This is a genomic window from Treponema sp. Marseille-Q4523 (assembly GCF_016901105.1).
Taxonomy (GTDB): domain Bacteria; phylum Spirochaetota; class Spirochaetia; order Treponematales; family Treponemataceae; genus Treponema_D.
In genome coordinates this window covers 19,584-43,186 of record NZ_JAFEVM010000025.1, presented here as the reverse complement: position 1 = coordinate 43,186, position 23,603 = coordinate 19,584, and the positions used below count along the sequence as shown (strand labels likewise).

The following is a 23,603-nucleotide window of genomic DNA, read 5'->3' as shown; positions in this document are numbered from 1 at the left end:
TTCGTTATCCACGTGTTACTCACCAGTCCGCCGCTCTCGGCATTGCTGCCTGCCGCTCGACTTGCATGGTTAAGACGCGCCGCCAGCGTTCGTTCTGAGCCAGGATCAAACTCTCCATCATTATGTTTCCCGGATTGCTCCGGGTATAATTCCGTTCGTTTGTCCCCGCTTGCTCTCGCTTGATTCGGGAGACTTTTTTATCTCCGCATGCGTCTTGCTTTCTTTCCTTCCCTCTACCTGTCAAACAGCGCACCCGTGATTTGCGCGGGTAGCTTGTAATTTACTACTTTTCTCACCTCCCTGTCAAGTACCTACCCCTCCCTTTTTCAAAACTTTTTTCTCCATGCCCGCCCCACGCTTTCCACACGAACTCGCGCCGCACCCGACTCGAAAGCAGCGCACAGGACATATGCACTCAGACGGCAAGCGCGCGAATGAAACCGCCTTCGAAAATTTATTAATATAGCTTTCCACCCTTTTCATCATAGCTTTTACGATCTTCTTCCAATCATCCACAAACCACTGCGGACTTTGCGGAACAACATTCGCTCCCTGCGCTAAAATCCATTCCATAACTTTCAGGACTTGCGTTGACGAAAAATCAATCCGCGTTTTTTCGTCATCTTCAAAATCAGTAAGTTTCTGATTGTCAGCCCAAAGACGCTCTTTTACATACGGCAGGGCGGCTTTCGTATTCCACCTGCCGCTGTACTCAAAATCGACAATTACGTTTTCCTGCAAAGAACGTATAACTTTTTTTCCAAACATCCTCCGCGGAAATATCATTCAAAGTAAATTCAAAAGCATCATCGCTGTAATAATAACCGCCTTTGTGTCTGTCAAATTCCAGCGGCGCGTGAAAATAAGTACGAGTCATATCGATATCGCGATTAATCGTAGCCTCACCGACTTTGCTTTAACCGATCCGGTCGCAGTAAAGCCGCCGCAGCCGCTAGATGCTTTTAAGAAATGAATTAAATTGCTATGAAATAAAAATCGCAGGAATAAGCTTGCCGTTCATTGTTTTATATGTACTATGACTGTATTGACAACCATCCTTTCGTCAATAAAACCGTAAATGAATAACACCTCGCATTACCGAATACAGAACAGCATCCTAACAACAAAAAGCCGATAAATCGATATAGAAAAAAATCGAACATATCCGCTATAATATCCGTATGAAAAAGATACTCGTTGTGTCATCGAATGAAAAAATTATCGCCACGGTGCGCGAAGGCTGTGCCGCATTTTCGGACGACTTCGGCATCGACATCAAAACGGATATCGACGATATCATCAGCTATATCAATTACGAACTGCCGGAGATAAAGGTACTCGACTACACTTCGGCGAACATCGACTACAACACAATTCTTTTCGAAGTAAACGCCGATCCGTGGCTGCACTACGGCGGCATCATCGCAGTCTGCAAAGACAGAAAGCAGATGCGAGAGCTCGAAGAGCTGAAAGACTCGAATATCCTTTCGATTCAAACGATAAACGATTTTTCTTTTCATTTTATTCACTTGCTGCGTATCTTGTGGCAAAACCAAAAGTTTCTGCTGAGCCGCGGCATGCAGGAAGATTTCGGCGGCGAAGAAAACGGTACCTTCGTCTGCGGCAACGATCCGCTCGATATCAGATTCTATACGTCGTTTCTTATCAATTATCTGTACAGCACCAACCGAATAAACAGCGACGACCGCAGCGATCTTCAGATGACGCTTACCGAACTTTTAACAAACGCGCTCGAACACGGAAACTTAGATATCTCGTACGACGAAAAAACGAGATGGATGGAAGAACACGGAGATATATTCAGTCTCATCGCCGAGCGCGCCGCCGATCCGCGATATGCGAACAAGCAGATTACGATCAAGTACGCGATCGGAAAACACAAATCGGCCGTATCGATCCAGGATGAAGGAGACGGTTTCGATTGGCGAAAATACGTCGGCAAAAAAAACGCACCCGACGGGGAATTGCACGGCAGAGGTATCGGCCTTGCATCGGAGCTGGTTTCAAAAATCGCGTATAATGAAAAAGGAAATCAAGTCGTATTCGAAATCGACAACAGGATCGATGAATCGAACACGGTGCCGCTCGTCATGTCGAATTTCAAAACGGTGACGTACACCGACAAACAAGTCGTCTGCCGCCAAAACGAACCGACGACCGACCTTTTCTTTATCGTGTCGGGACGCTACGCCGTCTATTCGGGGCGAAAGCTCGTTACCGTCATGTCGCCCAACGACGTATTTATCGGCGAAATGTCGTTTTTGCTCAACGACAAACGTTCTGCAACGATCCTCGCAGTCGGTAACTGCAAACTTATTAAAATTCCGAAAGGCGATTTTCTTCAGATGATACGAAAAAATCCGCACTACGGCCTGTTTCTTTCGCGAATGCTCGCACAGCGGCTTGAAAAGCAAACGCACCGGACAATCGAGCTGAACGAAAAGATTGCAAAACTCCGGGAAAGCGGAAAATAATTTTTTACTATATCGCATTATTATTAAAGGAACCGTCGTGTCGCTCAACTGCAACGAAATAAACGTTATCCTCTCGGAGCTCGACCTCGAAGGCGCTTTTATTCAAGACATCATTCAGCCCTGCTACGATACGCTCACGCTCTGCACGTATAAAAACGGAAGGGCGCTCACGCTTTTTATCTGCACCGCGCACTCTTCATGCCGCATACACGCGACGAAACGGAAAATCACGCGGAACGATAAGCCGCTGCGCTTTATGGAATTTTTAAAATCGCACATCAAAGGCTCCCGGATCACATCCTGCGCTCAAGTCGATTTTGAGCGGATTATTAAAATGACGCTTACGCACGCCGACGAAAATTTTATTATGTACATACGTTTGTGGAGCGGAGCTGCAAATATCGTATTGTGTACGGAATCGAACATAATCCTCGATACTATGTATCGCCGTCCGGCAAAGGGCGAAATCGCAGGCGGCACCTTTGCACTTCCCGAAAATGAAAAAGCGTTTCCGCAAAAAGAGCATCCCGTCCGCACCTTCGGCGATATCGAAGAGCGCTACGCAAGGGAGCATCCCGATGCCGCCCCTCTTTCGTTCAACGAAAAAGTCGATATGTGGTACGGAGAGCATGCCCGCTCTCTTTCGCGTGCGGCGCTTTTGGCGCAAGCGGAAAAATGGTATGCCGCACAAAAATCGAAAAAAGAAGGGGCGCTCGAACGGCTGAAAGCAAAACGGGAATCTTTTAAAAATGCAGGGCAATACAAACATCAGGGCGATTTGATATTATCTTTCGGACACTTGCTCGACGGCAAAAGCGATTTTCTCGAATGCGATGATTACGATACCGGGGGAAGGGTCAGGATCAAAATCGATCCGAAAAAAAACACGCAGGAAAATGCGGCGGCATATTATGAGCGGTATCGGAAAGAGACGCGGGGAGCGGAACAGCTCGTACACGATATTGCGGTTGAAGAAAAGGAGATCGCAGCCCTCGACAAACGCTACGGCGACATCATACGCGAAAAAAATCCCGTAAAGATAGAGCAGATGCTCAGACGGAACACAAAACCCGAGCAGCAAAAGAAAAAAGCGCATCCGGGTCTCGATTACACGGTCGACGGCTGGTACATCATCGCGGGGCGCGACGCGGACGAAAACGACGAACTCTTGCGCCGCCATGTCCGAGGCGAAGATATGTGGCTGCACGCGCGCGACTTTCCGGGAGGCTACGTTTTTATTAAAAACCGGCCGGGGAAAACCGTGCCGCGAGATGTGTTGCTCGACGCGGCAAACCTTGCAGTCTACTATTCGAAAGGGCGCAAAGCGGGAAAAGCCGACGTCTATTATACGAAAGTAAAATATCTCCGCCGTGCAAAAAACGGACCGAAAGGACTCGTGCTTCCGACACAGGAAAAAAATATTTTCGTCGCACTCGATCAGGGGCGGCTCGACCGCCTCGACGATATCCGGCGGGAATTGTCGCACGAATAAAACCGCCGAACGACGCGTACAAAACGAACGAAGTTCTCGCCGAAAACGCAGCCGTGTCTATAAAACAGCCGATCTAAAAGCGTTCGGCCCTTCCGGATGATTTACGCCTATATAAACCTGCGCTTCCGCTCCGCTCCGTCGGCGTGTGTACGTTCGGCCTACCGTGCGCTCTGAATTTTTTTTCGCCGAAGCCGCTCGCACTCGGTTCAAAACGTCCCGCTTTCTTTTTTCCGCCGAAAGATTCGCCTGTGCTTCGAAACGATGAACGCGATTTTTTTTCAAAGCCGCCGGATTTCGAATCGACGTGTATGTGCGGAACGTCGCCGCCTCTTTTGGACAGTTCGAGGGCTTTTTTTGCCGAATCGGCGGGAAGACTCAACAGCGTAAAATTCGCAGCCATATCGATGCGGTCGACGAAGCGCCCCGGAATATTGAGGAGATCGCTGAAATAATCCGCGATTTCGCGCGGACCGTATCCGTCGCGCCGTCCCATCTGCACGTAGAGGCGCATCTGATCACCCGCTTCTCCGAACGAAGCGCGGTTTCGCCCCGTTTCGCCTTTTTGACGTGCAATCTTTCCGTAACGAGAAACATCGAGCGATGTGCCGTAGAGCACGGACATAACCGCCGCAAGCACGTCTTGGGCGTCGTTGTCTTTGCACAGCTCTTTCGCCATTTCCGCAAACTGTGCATCGGCTTTGATGAGCGCCGTCTTTTGAACTTCCGCATCATCATGCGTTTCCGTATCGTGCTGCGCGTTCGTATCGGATGCCGCAGCTTCAACGGACACATCGTTTTGCCCCTCCGCATTAGGTGCGCCGTACATATCGCTTTCGGCATTCGAAGCGGAGATATCCGTCTGTAGATCAGAATTATTAATTATTAATTTATCGGCATCATCCGATTCCGAAACATTGCCACGCCGCGGAAACAAGCCGATATCGCTTTTAAGTTTATCGAAGAGCCGCTCCCGTTTTTTTGCGACGACTTCTTCGACCGTCGGAACGGCTTCTTCTTTTAGTTCGCCCTTCGTACTTTTTCGGATCGCGTTTTGCATATAGCTGAGTTTGCGCTTCCGCTCTTCGGGACGGACAAAGGTGATCGCCGTTCCCGCAGCTCCCGCCCTGCCCGTACGTCCGATACGGTGCACGTACGTCGCACCGTCGAACGGAAGGGAATAATTGACGACGTGGCTTAAGCCCGTGATATCGATACCGCGGGCGGCGACGTCGGTCGCGACGAGAATGCGCGTTTTTTTTCGGCGGAATCTCGCGAGGATCTTTTCGCGCTGGCTCTGTGCAACGTCTCCGTGGAGAGCTGCGACTTCATAGCCGCGTTCGTCGAGTTGGCGCGCGACGGTATCGGCGTCCATCTTCGTCTGCGTAAAGACGAGACCGTAAAAATCGTCGGAAATATCTATGAGGCGCACGAGGGCGTCTATCTTTTCGCTTTCGCGGAGCACCCAAAATTTCTGTTCGATGAGCAGCGGCTCGTCGACGACGCCTTCTTCTTCGACGATTTCGTATTCGCCCATAAACTGAGAAGCGATTTTGAGGATAGGAGAAGGCATCGTCGCGCTGAAAAGCAGGATGCGGCTTGCGGGATTGGCTTTTTCGAAAATCGCTTCGATGTCTTCGATGAAACCCATATCGAGCATTTCATCGCCTTCGTCGAGAATAAAATAATCGATTTTGCCGATGTCGAGCGTACCGCGTTCGATGTGATCCTGAATGCGGCCGGGAGTGCCGACGACGATTTCAACGCCGCGTTTCAAATCGCGTATCTGCGACAGCATCGACGCACCGCCGTAGACGACGCAAGTGCGCGGAAACGTTCCGTCGGCGAACGACTGCATTTCGGTGCACGTCTGAACGGCAAGTTCCCGCGTCGGCTCAAGAATGAGCGCTTTTACGTGATCGCTTCCGCCTCTCAAGCGCTGCACGAGAGGCAAACCGAATGCGGCCGTTTTTCCCGTTCCCGTACGCGCGCGTGCGATGACGTTCGCATCTCCGCTCAAAAGGCGCGGGATTGCGAGAACTTGAATCGGAGAAGGAGTGATAAAGCCTTTACGGGCTACTGCGGCCAGGGTCTGTTCGTCCAGACCGAGGTCTTCGAAAGAGATGTCTTCTGAATCCATGTGTATACCTGTACCCTGCGGGCAAACGCCCGCCCCTGATTTGTGTGACGGGACTGACAGGAAGCACTATACAGGATCCGGAAAATCGATAGATGCGGCTTTACACGCCGCGCATGCGTCCATCAGACACAGCACACATAGCTTTACTCTAACGTAAATAACAAACAATTACAAGTGAAAATAGTGATATAATTTGAAATATTCCGCATTTACTGCCGTTTTTTACCGATTTTTTACTAAAATCTGACGACGGCTTGAAATCCGTTCGGAAGTACGGTAAGCGAAGCGCCCCTTTTCTTTTTCGCGGATGAATCCTTCATGCCGATCCGGTGCAAAAGCGGCACACCGATACCGAAAACCGTACCGAAGGCGGCGCCGGAAAGGACATCGGTTAAAAAATGATTGCCGCTGGAAAGACGCAATACGGCGACCGTCGCCGCAAGCGCATAAGATCCCGCGCTCACGGGAATATTCCACAGCGAGCCGGGAAAATACATCGCAAACACAAAGCTCGTAAACGAAGCTGCAGCAAAGGCTTGCATCGTATGTCCCGACGGAAAAGAATTGTTCCAATCTCCCGAATCGACGTACTTTTGCGGATAGCCGTCAAAGTACATATAAGGACGCGGACGGAACGTAAGCGATTTTATTAAATTCTTTACGACATGCGTGAGGAGCATCGTTTCGGCATACATGAGACCGATCGTAATCCATTCGCGCTTATCGACAGATGCGAACACGAGCGGTGTCGCCATCGTACATCCTATAAATACGTCTCCCGTTATGTCGAGCGCGCGCGAATACGGCCGCATCGCCCACCGATCGAATGCGCTCACATCGTCACGGTCGTACAGAGCGCCGTCGAAACGTCGATCGTTTTTTAAACGATGCAGATTCAAATCGACTGCAAAAAGCCCGATCCCGCTTCCGACGAGGATCGGATCCGTTATCGGATTTAATACGAAGTAATCGCCCGACCCCTCAAGGTACGGAAGAAATCGGTTCGGTGAACGTTTGCCGTCCGGCGTTTCATTGTCGGAAAGGCTCGCTTCGGGCAGCGCAGAAAAAGCGTCGTCCGAATACGCGAAAGCGCACGACAGCGCGGTAAAGACACAGATCGCAAAAATCGACTTTATCATTCGCGCATTATACGGAAACGCGGCGGCGCTGTCCAGCATAGGATCGACTAAGACGAACGGCGGAAGACGGATCATAGAATAAAAAAATCTCGCGGTCGGTAAAGCTACGGGTCGGAGCTGTTCGACTTCCGCTTCGGTAAAATAGGCACTTATATTATTCTTTGTACGCGATTGCCGCCCGCAGTCTATTCACCCCGCTTCGTATCCGGTACGAGCACGATGAGCGCAAGAGATGCGATATAGGGCAGCGCGATCAAAAGAGGAGACGCGATATTTTGAAAGACATTTTGCAAGTTCGCAGCAACATACTCCGCCGCACAGAGTACGATCACTGCCGCCGTCATGCCCCACCCCGTCCGCCTGCCTAAAAATACCGCTGCAAGGGCAAGCCATCCTCGCCCGCTTGAAATATTCGGCACAAAAGACGAAAGTCTGAACGACAGTATGCAGCCGGCAAGGGAGCCGTAAAAAGCTGCGATGCACCACGCCGCAGTCCTGCACGCCGACACATCGATGCCGCGCGACACGAGAACGTCGGCATCTTTTCCGGTGATGCGGATGTAGAGTCCGTATTTTGTCCCGTACAAAAATGCGAAGCCCACCGCCGTAAACACAAGAGCGACGACTCCCGTCCAAAGGCGTGCACTCGCTGCAGGAAACGAAAATAGAGAAGAGGTGAGCACGCCGCGTGTGCCGAAAAGCGCGACAGAGATGACGGATGCGAGTGCTCCGGTAAAAAGATTTAAACCGAGAGACGCCAAAAAGGGATTTGCGTGAAGCGATTCGACGGCGCGGATCGAAACGAATATGATGAGCGTACAGCAGAAGACTGAAAGGAAAACGCCTGCAATAAACGAACCGGTCAATACGCTGAACGCATAACAGAAAAATGCCGAGAGGTTGATGATGCCGTCGAGAAAAACCGCCATACGCCCCGAGTATTCGCTTGTGAGCGCGCCGAACGACGCCAAAAGCAGGGGTGCGGATAAAAGCGCTATGCTAAAGACCGCGTTTTGCATGACGCATGCCTCCCGCATATTTGACGGCGATACACGAAAGCATGACGCCTTGGATGAGAGAGCCCATATCGAAGCCGAAATTGTTGTTGAGCGCAACCCTGTTTGCCGACGTAAAAAGCCACGAGAGCACAAGTCCTGCCGGAGCGATCACAGCGGGATTCGAATTCGCGATGAGCGCGCACGAAAGCGCATTCCATCCCATACCGCCGTAAAATCCCGCGTGGCAGGTGTAGTACGTTCCCGCGACTGCGATAAAACCCGCAAGCCCGTGAAGCGCGCCCGCCGCTGCGAGCGTCGCATAGAGCGTGCGGCTTTGCCGGTAGCCCGAATATTTTGCAAACTCTTTCGATATACCCGTAATCTGAAGGTGTCTTCCGCTTACCGTGCGGTATTTGACGTACCATACCGCGCCGCACAGTGCAATCGGAATAAGCGCCAAAGCCGAAAGCGGAGAGGGATTTAAAATATGTGCAAAGCGAAAACGCTCGGCGATAAACGGCGTTGCAAGGAGATTGTTCGTTTGTCCGCGGAACCTCCCTGAGATAAGCGAATCGATAAACGGAATCGCCGCCGCCGAAACGAGAAACGACGTGAGAAGTACGTCGGCGTTTTTGAATTGACGGAGAGCTGCCGATACGAGTGCCATTGCGGCGGGAAGTAAAAGAGATGCTGCAAAGGCTGCGGCCGTAACGAAGGCGGGCGGCCAACCGACGGGAAGCGTAAAGACGACGGCTGCGACAAATCCTCCCGCATAAATCTGTCCTTCACCGCCCAAATTATATTCGCCCGCCGCGAGCACGATCGCGTCTCCGAGCGCGCCGCAAGCGAGGAGGGCTGCCGTATTGAGCACGCTTCCGAAATAGTAGCGCGACGTAAAAGAGCCTGCCAAAAAATCTAGGGCGGAAACGAAAGTGCGCGAAAAGAGAGAGAGGACTGTGACGGTGAGAACGAGACCTGCGATGCCGGGGAGCGCGTCGAGTATTGTTAATTTTTTCACGCCGCCTCCCGTACTTCGCGAAGAGCGCCGCCTTCGAGCATATAGTGCGCAGCGCAGAGCGAACTCGGAAATTCCGACGACGAAAGAACGATGACGACGGCGCCGCGGCGCGCAAAGTCTGAAAGCAGATCCTGCGTACGTTCGGCAGCTTTGCCGTCGAGTCCTTGCAGCGGCTCACACGCAATGATCAGATTCGGATCGTTTTCGAATTCGCGCGCGAGGATCAAACGCTGCAGCATGCCGCCCGAAAGAGATGCCGCTTTTTCATCGGACCGAATCGAAACCTTCGCTTTTTCTATCAGTCGCTTCGTATATTCGTCCGCGCTCTTTCCGCCGTACATTGCGCATAAAAGTTGTTCGATCGAAAGGTCGGGGTTCGATGCGCGGAAGGTTCTGTCGGACGGAATGATCGCCGTGCGGAGTTCCGTCCGTAAAAAATACGGCGTCCACTTTCCCGATTTGAGATCGATACGCAGCGTTCGACCATCCGTTTTGATGCGGCACGATCCCGCCGTACGCGCGCTTTCCATACCCGTGATGACGTTTTCAAGCGTGCCGAGGCCGCTTTCGGGCAATCCCTCGATAAGGGTAATACCGCCGCTTTTCGCGGTAAACGACACGTCGAAAAGAGCCGGCCTTTTTTTCGGCCGCACGCCGATATGCTCGAACGAAATGCGATCGTCACCCGCCCTCTCCGCCCGAACGACATGAAGGTGCACGGTTTCCGATTTCGTCTTCAGCGCATACAGCGCGCTCCGCTCATAATATTCGGCACCCTTCCCCTTTTGCAGCACGGTTACCGTATCGGTATAGCGTGAAGCTTCCTGCATGATGTGCGTGATGACGACGATGTTCATCCCCGTATTTGCAAGTTCACGAATATTGGTATACAGCGAGAACCGCTGCTCCCGATCGAGGAGCGCGGACGGCTCGTCGAGGATGAGCATACGCGGTTCGCGTATGAGGGCCGAGATGAGCGCCGTATAAAAGCGTTCGTCGCCTCCGATATGCGCGGCGAGAGCGCGGAAATTCAAGTGCGGCGCCCATTTCGATTTTAACAATTCCGCGCGCGAAAAGATTTCACCTTTTTTGAGCTTTTTTCCCGCAGCCCCGTATTCCGTTCCGAGCAGGATGTTTTCCCATACGCTGATGCCGTCGGCGATGAGGGGCCGCTGACGCACGCAGACGATACCTGCACGAAGGGCATCGCGCGGAGAAGAAAAATGCACGGCTTTCCCGTCAATGAGGATCGTACCGCTGTCGGCTTCAAGCGCACCGCTCAAAATACCCGCCGTCGTCGATTTTCCCGCGCCGTTTTCTCCGAGCAGCGCGTGAATCATACCGCCTTGAAAGACGAGGGAAATGTCGTCGAGTACCGTTTTGTGCAGATACCGTTTTGAAATATGTTCGAGCGCAACGTTCATATAAAATTATTAATTAATAATAACGAATCGTATCAATTTTGCGGAAGGACGAGCGTACCGTTTTCTATGCTCGCGACGACGTCACGCATCTTTGCGCGCATTTCATCCGTTACCGCTTCGTTTTTGCGATCCGGCGCATCCTGCACAAAGCGCACGAAACCGTCCGAGACGCCGACGGTTTTCGCCGTACCCCATTCGGTTTTTCCTGCAAGGTAATCGAGCGTTACGTTTTCCGCCATCTTCGATTGATCGAGCGACGTGCACGATATGATATTGTCCGGCGCGCGCTCAAAGCTCGCGTTATCGAAAAATGCGAGATATTTTCCCTTTTCTTTCGCCGCATTGATGACGCCCTGCGACGCCCCTCCGCAGATCGGAAGGATCACATCGACGCCGGAAGAGTACATCGCGTTTGCAAGTTCGGCGCCCTTCGTCGCATCGTACCAGTTGCCGACGACGCGGAAATCGACCGCCGTACCGGGAAAAGCGGCTTCGGCGCCTTCTTTGTAGCCCGGAACTATGACGCTGTTCATAACGGGATATTCCTGCCCTGCAATGAGACCTATCTTTTTCGACTTCGTCATGAGGCCCGCCATATAGCCGGTAATATACGACTGTTCGTGCTGATTGTAGCGTACTGTTGCGACCGACGGATTTCCCGCCTTATATGCGTCGAGGAGGATGAATTTTTGATTCGGAAACTGCGCGGTAAGCGGTTCGACGAGTTCAGGCAGAGACGGATTCGATGAAATGATGACGCTGTATTTTTGCTCCGCGGCAAGGGCGGTGAGCTTTGCCGACCATTCGGCCTGGTTCGTTCCCGCTTCGAGCACCGTGACGGCAGCCTGCGCGCTTCCGTCTTTTCCGTCGTTATACGAAGCGACGGCATGTTGCACGCCCTCGGCGAGCATCGCGTAGATGGGACTGTCGGCTATGATACCCGGCACAAAGACTGCGACGGAATGAGCTTGCGTTTTTTTTGCGCTGCACGAAAAGGAAGCGAAGGCGAATGCGGCAAAAACTGCAGCATATATCGATTTTTTCATAAAACAGTAAACCTCTTGCCGATAAATATAGTTTTATATAAAACTTTTGTCAAGACATAGCAGAATAGAAAAAAAACGCCGCACGCACGCAACGCCGCACCCGACCGAACGTACGCACATTCCCCCTCCGCCGCACATAAAAAAAACGCCGTCCACAGACGTGAACGGCGTTCTTTGAAAGATTTTCGGTTCGTCAAAAACTACCAGCGGTAGTGTGCGAACGCTTTATTCGCTTCGGCCATTTTGTGCGCGTCTTCTTTTTTCTTGAACGCGGTGCCCGTGCTGTTGTACGCATCGAGCAGTTCGGCGGCGAGCGTTTCACCCATGCCGTGCCCGTTTCTGTTGCGGGCGGCGGTGATGATCCAGCGCATCGCAAGCGCTTCTTTACGCACGTCGCGGATTTCCACCGGAACCTGATACGTTGCGCCTCCGACACGGCGGGATTTTACTTCCACCATCGGCTTGACGTTTTCAAGCGCTTTCAAAAATACTTCAAGCGGATCTTTGTCGGTTTTTGCTTTTAAATTATCCATCGCTTCGTACATAAGGCGCTTGCACGTTTCTTTTTTGCCTTGCAGCATCATGCGCGTGATGAATTTCGAAACGACTTTGCTGTTGTATTTTACGTCCGGCATAACGGGACGATCGACCGTTTTTTTATGTCTTCCCATCTTCCGTACCCCCGTTACGCTTTAGCGCGCTTTGCGCCGTATTTCGAGCGACCGCGTTTTCGTCCGTCGACACCGAGCGTATCTTTCGTACCGCGGATGATGTGATAGCGCACACCCGGCAAATCCTTTACACGTCCGCCGCGTACGAGCACGACCGAGTGTTCCTGCAAATTATGTCCGATACCCGGAATATACGCGGTCACTTCCATACCGTTGCTGAGCCGCACACGCGCGATTTTCCGCATTGCGGAGTTCGGTTTTTTCGGCGTCTGCGTCATAACACGAGTGCACACGCCGCGTTTTTGCGGACACGAATCGAGGGCCGGCGCTTTCGTCCTGTTTGCGCTCGACTTGCGTCCCTGACGAATCAATTGATTAATTGTAGGCATTGCCTATCTCCTATCTCGATAATTAATAATCTTTAACAAAATCCCGGTCAGCACCCCGGAACACAAGCCATCGTTATCCTGAAAAACGAGGGAATTATATCATACTTCATTCCCTCATCTCTCGTCAATAGCTCAATCGGCTTCCGGCTCTTCCGCATCAAGCGCGGCATCCTCTTCGGTCATGCGCAGCGCTTCCTGCTCTTTTTCGATACGGCGACGTTCGAGAATTTCAGCCATCTGAATATCCAAATCTTTGTCGCTTCCGTCGAAGAGTTTGATATTGCGGTAGTTTCTGATGCCCGTCCCCGCGGGGATCATGTGGCCGATCGCGACGTTTTCTTTGATGCCGTGCAGATAATCGGTCGAACCGGAAATCGCGGCGTTCGTGAGCACCCGCGTCGTCTCCTGAAACGATGCCGCCGAAATAAAGGAATCGACGCCGAGAGAGGCTTTTGTGATCCCCTGGAACATCGGTCTGCCGGTAGCGGGTTCTCCGCCTTCGTCCCTGACCCGTTTGTTCTCTTCGTGAAATTTGTATTTGTCGACCTGCTGACCGTAAATAAAGTTCGTATCGCCGACCGTGACGATTTTCACTTTGCGCAGCATCTGCCGCACGATGATACCGATGTGCTTGTCGTTGATATCGACGCCCTGCGCGCGGTACACCTGTTGGATTTCATCCATGAGGTAATTCTGCAGCGCGTTTTCACCGAGGATCGCGAGGATGTCGTGCGGACTCGGAGAACCGTCGCACAACGGCTCTCCCGCTTCCACATGGTCGCCGTCGCGCACGAGCATGCGCTTGTTCATCGGAACGGCGTGCGCTTCCTGTTTGCCGAATTCGTCTTCGACCGTCACCATACGCTTGCCTTTGATGATCCCCTTGAATTTGACAAGGCCGGAAATATTTGCGAGCACGCACGGATTTTTCGGTTTACGCGCTTCGAAGAGTTCGGAAACGCGCGGAAGACCGCCGGTGATATCGCTCGATTTCGCGGCGACTTTCGGCAATCTTGCAAGCGTAACGCCCGCGGAGATCTGCTTTTTGTCATCGACGTTGAGGACGGCACCCGCCGGCAGATAATAGCTTCCGAGTTCGTTGCCCGCTTCGTCGGTGATGAGGATGCGCGGCTGTTTTACGTCCAAGTGCAAATCGGTGATGATGCGTTCGATGTTTCCCGTCTGTATATCGTGCCGCTCTTCGAGCGTCGATCCGACGATGATATCTTCGAAGTGCACGTAGCCGTCGCTTTCGGCGATGATCGGTTCGCTGAACGGATCGAATTCACCGATGGGTTTTCCCGCCGAGACGATATCGCCCGTTTTAACGTAGATCGTCGAACCGTTTGCGATTTCGACTTTTACTTCGCTGCTCGTCAAATAGACCGTATCACCGATGATCATTACCTTTGCGTCGGCGGCTGCTTTTACTTCTCCGCTTTTCGTCGTCATGACGACGCTGCCCTTTAAGATGCGGCCGCCGTCTTTTACTTTGACGGACGCGTCTTTTCCGATTTTGATTTCGTCGATGATGCGGATGACGGTCATAAAGCCTTTACGCGTAAAGAGCCACTTGCCGCCTTTTATCTCTACGTGCGTACCCGTGATGTCTTTGATAAAGGCGTTGAATTTGAGAACGATGTGGTTTTCTTCCGTCGTCTTTTCGGCAGCCCCTCCCGAGTGGAAGGTTCTGAGCGTAAGCTGCGTACCCGGCTGTCCGATCGACTGAGCGGCGATGATACCGACGGCTTCTCCGATTTCGACGATTTTGTTCCGCGCGAGGTTCTGTCCGTAGCAGCGCACGCAGATGCCGTGGTGCGCTTCGCACGTGAGTACGGTGCGCAGCTTTACTTTTTCTACGCCCGCTTCATCGATCTTTTTCGCCAAATCTCCGTCGATATAGCGGTTGACATCGCACAAAAGTTCTCCGGTGATCGGATGGATGACGCGCTCTATCGTATAGTGCCCGACGATGCGCTCGGCAAGCGGGACGATCACTTCGTCTCCGTCTTCGATCGCCGCATAGTCGATGCCGTTTATCGTACCGCAGTCGTCTTCGTTGACGACGACGTCCTGTGCAACGTCGACGAGCCTCCGCGTCATGTAACCTGCGTCCGCGGTTTTGAGCGCGGTGTCGGACAAACCTTTTCGAGCGCCGTTCGTCGAAATAAAGAATTCGATAACGGACAAACCTTCTTTAAAGTTCGAGCGGATCGGCAGTTCGATGATGTCGCCGTTCGGTTTTGCCATAAGACCGCGCATCGCCGCAAGCTGCGAAATCTGTTTCGGAGAACCGCGCGCGCCAGACTTCGCCATCATATAGATCGTGTTGAAGCCGTCTTTGTCTTTGGCGAGGTTGTCCATCATTATCTTTGAAAGTTCGTCGTTCGTTCTCGCCCACAAGTCGGTAACTTTTTGATAGCGCTCTTCGGCGGTGATGATGCCTTTCGAATACTGTCCGACGATCTCTTCGACTTCTTTGTTCGCTTTGTCGACCATCTTTTTCTTTTCGTCGGGAACGAGGATATCGTCCATGGAGAGCGTCGCGCCGTAGAAGGTCGCATTTTTATAGCCGCACGCTTTGATCGCGTCGAGCATCTTTATCGTGAGCCAGGGACCCTTCGTGTGATACACGTGCTCGATCATTTTGCGCAGCTTTTTGTCGTCCATCTGCTCGTTCACGTAGTCGACTTCGTCCGGCATCTCTTCGTTGAACGCGAGGATGCCCGCCGTCGTTTCGATCACTTTGCCGTTGTACGGAGCTTTTTGGACAGGCGTTTTGATCGCCGCCTGCCATTCGATGCTGCCGTATTCGGCGGCCATACGCGCTTCGTCGCTCGAACTGAAGCGCCTGCCGGTACCCTTCGCGTTCGGCTTGACCGATGTCATATAGTAAATACCGAGCACCATGTCCTGAGACGGATAGACGATCGTATTGCCGTTTGCGGGATCAAGCAGGTTGCGCGCCGAAAGCATGAGCGTCCAGCACTCCATCTGCGCCGCCTGCGTCAGCGGCACGTGGATCGCCATCTGGTCGCCGTCGAAGTCCGCGTTGAACGATTTGCACGCGAGCGGGTGCAGTTTGATCGCTTTGCCTTCGACGAGTATCGGTTCGAATGCGAGGATGCCGAGCCGGTGCAGCGTCGGCGCGCGGTTCAGCATAACCGGATGTTCGCGCACGACTTCATCGAGGATCGCGTACACTTCCGGAGATTCCTGTTCGACAAGCGTTTTCGCTTTTTTGATATTGAACACGACGTCTTTATCGACGAGTTTTTTCATGATAAAGGGCTTGAAGAGTTCGAGCGCCATCTTTGTCGGAAGTCCGCACTGCCACAAATGCAGTTCCGGCCCGACGACGATGACCGAACGCCCCGAATAATCGACGCGCTTTCCGAGCAGGTTTTGGCGGAATCGTCCCTGCTTTCCTTTAAGCATATCGCTGATCGATTTGAGCGGACGGTTCGACGCGCCCTTTACGACGCGCTTTCGCTTGCTGTTGTCGAAGAGCGCATCGACGGCTTCCTGCAGCATACGCTTTTCGTTTCTGATGATGATATCGGGAGCCGAAAGCTGCTGAAGTCTCTTTAAACGGTTGTTGCGGTTGATGACGCGACGGTAGAGATCGTTCAAATCGGACGTTGCAAAGCGGCCGCCGTCGAGCTGCACCATGGGGCGGAGATCCGGCGGGATGACGGGAATGACGTCCAAAATCATCCAGCTCGCTTTGTTGCCCGATTCGCGGAAATGCTCGACGATTTCGATGCGCTTTAAAAGCCGCTTGTCGCTCTTTTCGCCCTTTTCGATCATCTTCGCGCGGAGCTCCGCGGCGAGCGCGTCGAGGTCGAGTCCTTCGAGCAGCGTTTTGATCGCTTCGGCGCCCATATCCGCGGTAAAGGTTTCACCGTAGCGTTCACGCGCTTCGTTGTATTCGTCTTCGGTCAAAAGCTGCATCTTTTTCAAATCGGTGTCGCCCGGCTCTATGACGATGTACTTTTCATAATAAAGCACCGAGCGCAAAGCCGCAACCTGCAGATCGAGCAGGAGTCCCATGCGGCTCGGCACCGAGCGGTAGTACCAGATATGGCTCACCGGAGCTGCAAGCTCGATGTGTCCCGTGCGTTCGCGGCGCACTTTAAAATCGGTCACTTCGACGCCGCAGCGGTCGCAGATGACGCCCTTATAGCGGATCGATTTGAATTTTCCGCAATAGCATTCCCATTCTTTTGTCGTACCGAAAATGCGTTCGCAAAAGAGTCCGTCTTTTTCCGGACGCAGCGTACGGTAATTTATCGTTTCGGGTTTTTTCACTTCGCCGTACGACCACGCGCGGATCGTATCGGGAGAAGCGAGTTTTATTTTAAGGCTGTCGAAATCCTGAATATCACGCATTGGCATTCTCCTTGTCAAAACCGGAAGCGGCTTTATCGATCAATTCCTGATCACGTTCCGTCAGGGCGATCTGCTTGCCCTTCGCATCATAAATCGTAAAGTCGAGCGCAAGACCGCGCAGCTCCTGTACGAGTACGTTGAACGATTCCGGCACTCCGGCGGGAGACGACGGGTCGCCTTTGACGATCGACTCGTAAATCTTCGAACGGCCGTTCATATCGTCCGACTTGATCGTCATCATCTCCTGCAATGTGTTCGCCGCGCCGTAGGCTTCGAGCGCCCACACTTCCATTTCGCCCAAACGCTGACCGCCGAACTGCGCTTTGCCTCCGAGCGGCTGCTGCGTGACGAGCGAATAGGGACCGGTCGAACGGGCGTGCATTTTGTCGTCAACGAGGTGGTGCAGCTTCATAAAGTAGATGACGCCGACGAAGATCGGATTGACGAAGGGGACTCCCGTGCGTCCATCGTGCACGATCTGTTTGCAGTCGGGAGAAAGGCCTGCTTCTTTGAGTTTTTCCGCGATCTGTTCCTGACTCGGCGTTTGGAATGCGGGGCACTCGTAGTATTGGCTCAAATAGCGGCCGGCCATGCCGAGTTCGCTTTCCATGATCTGTCCGATATTCATGCGGGACGGAACGCCGAGCGGGTTCAAGCAAACGTCGAGCGGTGTGCCGTCTTCGAGGTACGGCATATCTTCGATCGGAAGGATGCGCGCGACGACGCCCTTGTTTCCGTGACGTCCGGCCATCTTGTCACCTTCGCAAAGTTTGCGCTTGTTTGCGATAAGCACTTTGACGACTTCGTCGACGCCGGGATTCAAATCGTCTCCCTGAGTCCTCCGCAGCCGCTGTATATCGATGACGACGCCTTCGACGCCGTGCGGAACGCGCAGCGACGAATCGCGCACTTCTTTCGCTTTTTCACCGAATATCGAATTTAATAATTTGAATTCGGGCGTCGTTTCGGTTTCGCTTTTCGGCGTAACCTTTCCGACCAAAATGTCGCCGCTTCTTACTTTTGCGCCGACTCTGATGATGCCTTCCACGTCGAGATTATCGAGCGTTTTCGAAGCGGTGTTCGGAACGTCGCGCGTGATCTTTTCGGGACCGAGTTTCGTTTCGCGGATTTCGATCGTAAATTCTTTTATGTGAATCGACGTGTACATATCTTCGCGAACGACGCGTTGCGAAATGAGGACGGCGTCTTCGTAATTGTATCCGTTCCACGGCACAAAGCCGACGAGGATATTGCGGCCGAGCGCAAGCTCCCCGTTGAACGTCGCAGGTCCGTCGGCGAGCACATCGCCTTCTTTTACCGTTTCTCCGACGGAAACGGTCGGCCGCTGGTGATAGCAGGTGTCCTGATTCGTACGCTGGTATTTGAGCAGGATGTATTCGTCGAGCGGGTCGCTCTTTTTTGCACCTTCCGGTTTCACCTTGATGCAGTCGCTCGTCACCGACACAACTTCACCCGCGCGCTTGGCTTTGATGAGAACGCCCGAATCGTAGGCCGTCTTCCGCTCCATGCCGGTGCCGACGATCGGCGGTTCGGGGAACAGGAGCGGTACCGCCTGGCGCTGCATATTGCAGCCCATGAGCGCGCGGTTCGCATCGTCGTGTTCGAGGAACGGAACGAGGGATGCGGAAACGGAGATGACTTGCCGCGGCGAAACGTCTATGTACTGCACGTCTTTCGGCGAGCGCTGCGTATAGTTTCCGCGGTTGCGGCACGAAATCATATCGGCCGAAAACGAACCGTCTCTGCCGATGCCTTCGACGACCTGTCCGATATAGTATTTATCTTCGTCCATCGCGGAGAGGTATTCGACTTTGCCCGTCACTTTGCCGTTTTCGACTTTGCGGTACGGCGCTTCGAGAAAACCGTAATCGTTGATGCGCGTAAAAATCGCAAGCGAAACGATGAGCCCGATGTTCGGTCCTTCAGGCGTTTCGATCGGACACATGCGTCCGTAATGCGAATAGTGAACGTCGCGCACTTCGAAGCCCGCCCTCTCGCGGGAAAGACCGCCGGGTCCGAGCGCGTTCAAGCGCCGCTTGTGCGTAAGTTCGGCAAGCGGATTGACTTGATCCATAAACTGCGAAAGCTGCGACGAGCCGAAAAATTCTTTGACGGATGCAACGATCGGTTTGATCGAAATCAAATCCTGAGGCTTCATCGTTTCCGTTTCTTTTAAGCTCATGCGTTCTTTTGCTATGCGTTCCATGCGATTGAACGCCGTCTTCAGTTGATTCGTCATGAGTTCGCCGACGGAACGGATGCGCCGGTTTCCGAGATGGTCGATATCGTCTATCTGCTCGTCGCCGATGTATACTTTAATAAGGTACTTCATCGTCTGGATAACGTCTTCGCGGATAAGCGTAAAGTCTTCGACGTCGTCTTTGTAGTCGAATTTTTTGTTGAGCTTATAGCGGCCGACTCTTCCCAAATCGTAGCGGCGTTCGGAAAAGAACATGGACGCCAAATCTTTTTCGGCGGCTTCGACGGTGATCGGTTCTCCCGGCATGAGTATCTGGTACACGGCGGAAAGCGCATCCTCTTTCGTCGGCTCCATATCGACGGAACCTTCTTTGACGTAGCGCACTTCTTCACGCTCAAAGCAGTTGATGATCATCTGCGAATTAAGCGATTCGTTTTTTTCGTCGGCACCCTTGCCCCTCGTATCGAATTTGATGACGACGATTTTGCTTACGCCGTTTGCGATGAGATCGTCGATTTCGTGCGGGTGCAACCGGATGCCGGCATTGAACAGGCGCTTTTCTTCGTTCGTATCTTTGTCGCGCAGGATAACCGCGCTCGCAAGTACCCTATCGACGAGCTTTTCTCGGGAAGCGTTATCGCTCTTTACCGGCACTTCTTCCGTCGTATAAAAACAGCGGATGATCTGCTCGCGCGTATTGTAGCCGAGCGCACGCAATAAAATCGTACCGAGGATTTTCTTTTTGCGGTCGATTTTTGCAAAGATCAATTCTTTTTTTTGGTCGATTTCGAATTCGAGCCACGAACCGCGATACGGGATGATGCGGCTCGAATAGACGCCCTTGTCGTGGCAAAAGATGACACCCGGCGACCTGTGGATCTGTGAAACGACGACGCGTTCGGCTCCGTTTATGATAAAGGTGCCCCTGTCCGTCATGAGCGGGATGTCGCCCATGTATATGTCTTTTTGCAAAATGGTTCCCGTCTGGAGAAACACGAGCTTGATGACCGCTTTCAACGGTACGGCATAGGTTAAACCCTTTTGCTTGCATTCGAGTTCGGAAAATTTAATATTGTCGAAATCGAGTTCATATGAATCGAATTCGAGGTTCATATCGCCGTTCGGGCTTTCGATCGGAAACACGGACGTAAACACTTCCTGCAGTCCCTGTTCGAGCGGCTTTTCATGATTTTTAATTTTATTTGCTTGAAGAAAACTTTCATACGACGAAGTCTGGATCGAAATGAGATCGGGCACGTCCATGAAATTGCGGATGTCTTTGCCGATGTAGCGGCGGTCGATCGTTCGGGTTTTTGCGAACATCTGGTTCCTCTATGTGCAGTCGGGCGTTCTTCCGCTACAAGGAGAAACTCTCCTCAGCACGAAAGGCGCCTCGTGTTTCCGTGTTGACTCGGAAACGGCGGGTTTGCCGCGAAACGGCAGAAAAGCGCACAGGATACATTTGAGCGCGCTTCGATTCCTAAGCTGTTCAAAAATTTCAGTTCTTGAACAGTTTCCTTAATTTACTATGCGATCGTTCCTTAAAATTGCACAGCGAGTAAATCTTCAGATTTAGGAGCTGTGCAATTGGTGCGCGATTGCGCACGCGTATATAGTCGAGTTTCCTGCAAGAAAACTCGAAGTTAAACGAGACGCGCTATTTCAGCGTTTCGTTTAACCGTTCGGAAAATCGAGAAAACCACCCGAAAACCGAAATCTTCGAACGGCCTCGTTTCCATACGGAAGCCTCAAAAAAATCGATTTTTCAAGGCTTCCGTCAGATGCAAATTGCTTATTTTTTGCTTGCGGTACCGCCGGCTTCCGTGAGCTGCGCGATGATCTTGTCGGCATCCGCTTTGCTGACGCCTTCTTTGACGACTTTCGGAGCGCCTTCGACGAGCGTCTTCGCTTCTCCCAAGCCCAGTCCCGTGATTTCGCGGATCGCTTTGATAACCGGAATCTTTTTCGCCGGATCGAATTTTTCGAGCGTGATCGTAAAGTCGCTCTGCTCTTCGTCCGCCGCTCCGCCTGCCGCGCCGGGAGCAACCGCAACGGCTACGGGTGCCGCCGCCGTAACGCCGAATTTTTCTTCCATCGCTTTGACGAGGTCGGCTGCCTGCTGAACCGTCATGTTCGCAATCGCGTCGAGAATCTCTTCATTCGTAAGTGCTGCCATATTATCTTCTCCTAAAAAATAATAATTATTCGCTCCGTACGGAGCGATTCCGGCTTTGTCTTCTTAAAAAGACGACCGGTTTCTATGCGGACAGTCGACAGCAATGAAGCCTGACCGCAGTTTATACACACAGTGCGGGGATTCTGCAGAACGCAGCCCCCGTATACACCTTGTACGCACGAAACGCGCCATCGAAATCCGGTGCATACCGGAAAATCGTTACGCTTCGGGAGCGGCTTCCGCTTTCGGAGCATCGGCTGCAGGTGCGCCCTCAGCAGGTTTTTCGGCCGGAGCCGCATCAACTGCGGGAGCTTCTTCCGCTTTCGGAGCTTCGGCTGCCGCATCGGATTTCGGAGCATCCGGTGAAGCATCTCCTCCTGCCGCTTTTTTGTCGACGTACGCCTGCAGCGTCGCTGCGAGCTGGCGGGCAGGTCCGTTGATTGCGGACATGAGCATCGCGATGAGCGTCTTTTTGCCCGGAATCTTCGAAAATTCCGAAATCTTCGCCGCATCGTAAATCTCTTTGCCGATAAAGCCGCCTTTGACGTTTAAAGTCGGCGCGTCTTTCGTAAAGTCGAACAGCGTCTTTGCGACTTCGTTCGAATCTTCTTTTACCATCGCGACGACGGTCGGCCCTTTAAGGTAATCGGCAACGTTGTCGATTTTCATATCCGCAAAGGCGATGCGCGCAAAATTGTTTTTGACGACTTTGAGGACGGCACTCTGTTCGCGGAGTTTTCTGCGAAGCTGTGTGATCTGCTCGACCGTCATACCGCGGTAATCGGCGAAAATGAAGTCGTTGTAATCGGCAAATGTCTTTTTCGCTTTTTCGATCGCAGCCGTTTTTGCAGGCTGTATTTTTTTTGCTTTGACGGCCATGATTATTCTCCTTCCTTATAGTCGATCCATACGCCGGGTCCCATCGTAGAGCTCACGGAAACGGTCGAAATATAGCCTGATTTCGCATCGACCGGTTTACGGCGGCGCACTTCGCTTAAGAGCACATCGACGTTTTCCGCGACTTTGCCGGGATCCATCGACACTTTGCCGACCGCAATGTGGATGACGCCGCCTTTATCCGCGCGGAATTCGGTACGTCCTTTTTTGAGTTCTCCGATCGCGTGAACGATGTCGTTCGTAACCGTTCCCGTCTTCGGGTTCGGCATAAGACCTTTGCGTCCGAGCACCATACCGAGGCGGCCGACGTCTTTCATCATATCGGGAGTGGCAACGGCTATATCGAAATCGAGCCAGCCGTCTTTTACCTTTTGAATATATTCGTCCGCTCCGGCGTAAGTTGCACCCGCATCGAGCGCTTCTTTTGCGCGGTCGTCTTTGCAAAAGACGAGCACTTTCTTTTCAGCGGTAAACTGATTCGGAAAGACGAGCGTATCGCGGACGCTTGCGTTTTTGCCGAGTTTGAGGGAAATATGCGCTTCGACCGTTTCATCGAAAGCGGCATATTTCATATCCTGTACCATTTTGCACGCGTCGGCGACGAGGTATTTTTTCGTAAGATCGTATTTTGCTGCAGACGCGCGATATTTTTTTCCACGCTTCATATCATACCTCCACATCGACGCCCATACTGCGTGCAGTACCGGCGACAATTTTTTTTGCCGCTTCGATATCGTTCGCGTTGACGTCGGGCATCTTCGTCTTGGCGATCTCTTCGAGATCCTTTTGAGAAAGCTTTCCGACTTTGTCGCGGAGCGGATTTCCCGAACCCTTTTCCAGCTTGAGCGCCTTTTTGATGAGGACGGCGGCGGGCGGGGTCTTTAAGATAAACGTGTAGGATTTGTCCTGATAGACGGTAAGAACGACGGGGATGACGAGTCCCTTTTCCATCTTTTTCGTTCTGTCGTTGAATTCTTGGACAAATTTCGGCGCGCTCACTCCGTGCGGACCCAACGCGGGACCGATCGGGGGCGCCGGCGTCGCAGATCCTGCAGGGCACTGCAGTTTAATGACAGCCGTAACCTTTTTTCCAGCCATAATGAACTCC

17 protein-coding genes and 1 rRNA gene are annotated in these 23,603 nt (G+C 52.5%); 2 read left to right on the top strand and 16 right to left on the bottom strand.

Translation table 11 applies throughout. From position 1 onward, the window contains the following. Both JSQ97_RS08975 and JSQ97_RS08970 read right to left on the bottom strand, forming a co-directional pair. Nucleotides 1-121 (bottom strand): 16S ribosomal RNA (locus tag JSQ97_RS08975); the annotation flags it as partial. Nucleotides 122-303: 182 nt separating this feature from the next. Further along, on the bottom strand, nucleotides 304-768 hold the full coding sequence (locus JSQ97_RS08970; RefSeq protein ID WP_205075741.1) for a WYL domain-containing protein: 465 nt from the start codon (nucleotides 766-768) through the stop codon (nucleotides 304-306). Between the two features lie 413 nt (nucleotides 769-1,181). Between JSQ97_RS08970 and JSQ97_RS08965 the strand changes: the two genes are divergently transcribed. Together JSQ97_RS08965 and JSQ97_RS08960 are read left to right on the top strand one after the other, a co-directional pair. After that, nucleotides 1,182-2,495 carry a cyclic nucleotide-binding domain-containing protein gene (locus tag JSQ97_RS08965; RefSeq protein WP_205075740.1) on the top strand — a complete coding sequence of 438 codons (1,314 nt, stop codon included), beginning with the start codon at nucleotides 1,182-1,184 and terminating at the stop codon, nucleotides 2,493-2,495. Between the two features lie 37 nt (nucleotides 2,496-2,532). After that, nucleotides 2,533-3,987 (top strand): NFACT RNA binding domain-containing protein, encoded by a 1,455-nt coding sequence (locus JSQ97_RS08960; RefSeq protein ID WP_205075742.1) that lies wholly within the window; start codon nucleotides 2,533-2,535, stop codon nucleotides 3,985-3,987. Between the two features lie 73 nt (nucleotides 3,988-4,060). Here JSQ97_RS08960 and JSQ97_RS08955 read toward each other — a convergent pair whose 3' ends face one another. From JSQ97_RS08955 to rplK, 14 genes are all read right to left on the bottom strand, one after another. Next, a complete protein-coding gene (locus JSQ97_RS08955; RefSeq protein ID WP_205075739.1) occupies nucleotides 4,061-6,124 on the bottom strand; it encodes a DEAD/DEAH box helicase in 2,064 nt (687 codons plus the stop codon). 236 nt (nucleotides 6,125-6,360) lie between these two features. Further along, nucleotides 6,361-7,263, bottom strand: coding sequence for a phosphatase PAP2 family protein (locus tag JSQ97_RS08950; RefSeq protein ID WP_205075738.1), 903 nt, complete (start codon nucleotides 7,261-7,263; stop codon nucleotides 6,361-6,363). 185 nt (nucleotides 7,264-7,448) lie between these two features. Then, a complete protein-coding gene (locus JSQ97_RS08945) occupies nucleotides 7,449-8,282 on the bottom strand; it encodes an ABC transporter permease subunit (protein ID WP_205075737.1) in 834 nt (277 codons plus the stop codon). After that, nucleotides 8,263-9,279, bottom strand: coding sequence for an ABC transporter permease (locus tag JSQ97_RS08940; RefSeq protein ID WP_205075736.1), 1,017 nt, complete (start codon nucleotides 9,277-9,279; stop codon nucleotides 8,263-8,265). The genes JSQ97_RS08945 and JSQ97_RS08940 overlap by 20 nt, the downstream gene beginning before the upstream one ends. Continuing rightward, complete coding sequence (locus JSQ97_RS08935) at nucleotides 9,276-10,703, bottom strand: ATP-binding cassette domain-containing protein (protein ID WP_205075735.1); 1,428 nt, start codon at nucleotides 10,701-10,703, stop codon at nucleotides 9,276-9,278. The genes JSQ97_RS08940 and JSQ97_RS08935 overlap by 4 nt, the downstream gene beginning before the upstream one ends. Nucleotides 10,704-10,735: 32 nt before the next feature. Then, entirely contained in the window at nucleotides 10,736-11,749 is a 1,014-nt protein-coding gene (locus JSQ97_RS08930) for a BMP family ABC transporter substrate-binding protein (RefSeq protein ID WP_205075734.1), read from the bottom strand. Nucleotides 11,750-11,949: 200 nt separating this feature from the next. Further along, the gene (gene rpsG / locus JSQ97_RS08925) at nucleotides 11,950-12,420 is read right to left on the bottom strand and encodes a 30S ribosomal protein S7 (protein ID WP_205075733.1); all 471 of its coding nucleotides are present in this window, start codon (nucleotides 12,418-12,420) and stop codon (nucleotides 11,950-11,952) included. Between the two features lie 14 nt (nucleotides 12,421-12,434). Then, nucleotides 12,435-12,809 carry a 30S ribosomal protein S12 gene (gene rpsL / locus JSQ97_RS08920; protein WP_205075732.1) on the bottom strand — a complete coding sequence of 125 codons (375 nt, stop codon included), beginning with the start codon at nucleotides 12,807-12,809 and terminating at the stop codon, nucleotides 12,435-12,437. 132 nt (nucleotides 12,810-12,941) lie between these two features. Next, nucleotides 12,942-17,201: a DNA-directed RNA polymerase subunit beta' gene (gene rpoC, locus JSQ97_RS08915; RefSeq protein WP_205075731.1), complete on the bottom strand. Its 4,260-nt coding sequence runs from the start codon at nucleotides 17,199-17,201 to the stop codon at nucleotides 12,942-12,944. Next, a complete protein-coding gene (gene rpoB, locus JSQ97_RS08910; RefSeq protein WP_205075730.1) occupies nucleotides 17,194-20,745 on the bottom strand; it encodes a DNA-directed RNA polymerase subunit beta in 3,552 nt (1,183 codons plus the stop codon). Before rpoB ends, rpoC begins: the two co-directional genes overlap by 8 nt. A gap of 469 nt (nucleotides 20,746-21,214) precedes the next feature. Next, complete coding sequence (gene rplL, locus JSQ97_RS08905; protein WP_205075729.1) at nucleotides 21,215-21,598, bottom strand: 50S ribosomal protein L7/L12; 384 nt, start codon at nucleotides 21,596-21,598, stop codon at nucleotides 21,215-21,217. 219 nt (nucleotides 21,599-21,817) lie between these two features. Next, complete coding sequence (rplJ, locus tag JSQ97_RS08900) at nucleotides 21,818-22,477, bottom strand: 50S ribosomal protein L10 (RefSeq protein WP_205075728.1); 660 nt, start codon at nucleotides 22,475-22,477, stop codon at nucleotides 21,818-21,820. A gap of 2 nt (nucleotides 22,478-22,479) precedes the next feature. Continuing rightward, the gene (gene rplA, locus JSQ97_RS08895; protein WP_205075727.1) at nucleotides 22,480-23,160 is read right to left on the bottom strand and encodes a 50S ribosomal protein L1; all 681 of its coding nucleotides are present in this window, start codon (nucleotides 23,158-23,160) and stop codon (nucleotides 22,480-22,482) included. A gap of 1 nt (nucleotide 23,161) precedes the next feature. Continuing rightward, nucleotides 23,162-23,593, bottom strand: coding sequence for a 50S ribosomal protein L11 (rplK, locus tag JSQ97_RS08890; RefSeq protein ID WP_205075726.1), 432 nt, complete (start codon nucleotides 23,591-23,593; stop codon nucleotides 23,162-23,164). Between the last annotated feature and the right edge of the window lie 10 nt (nucleotides 23,594-23,603).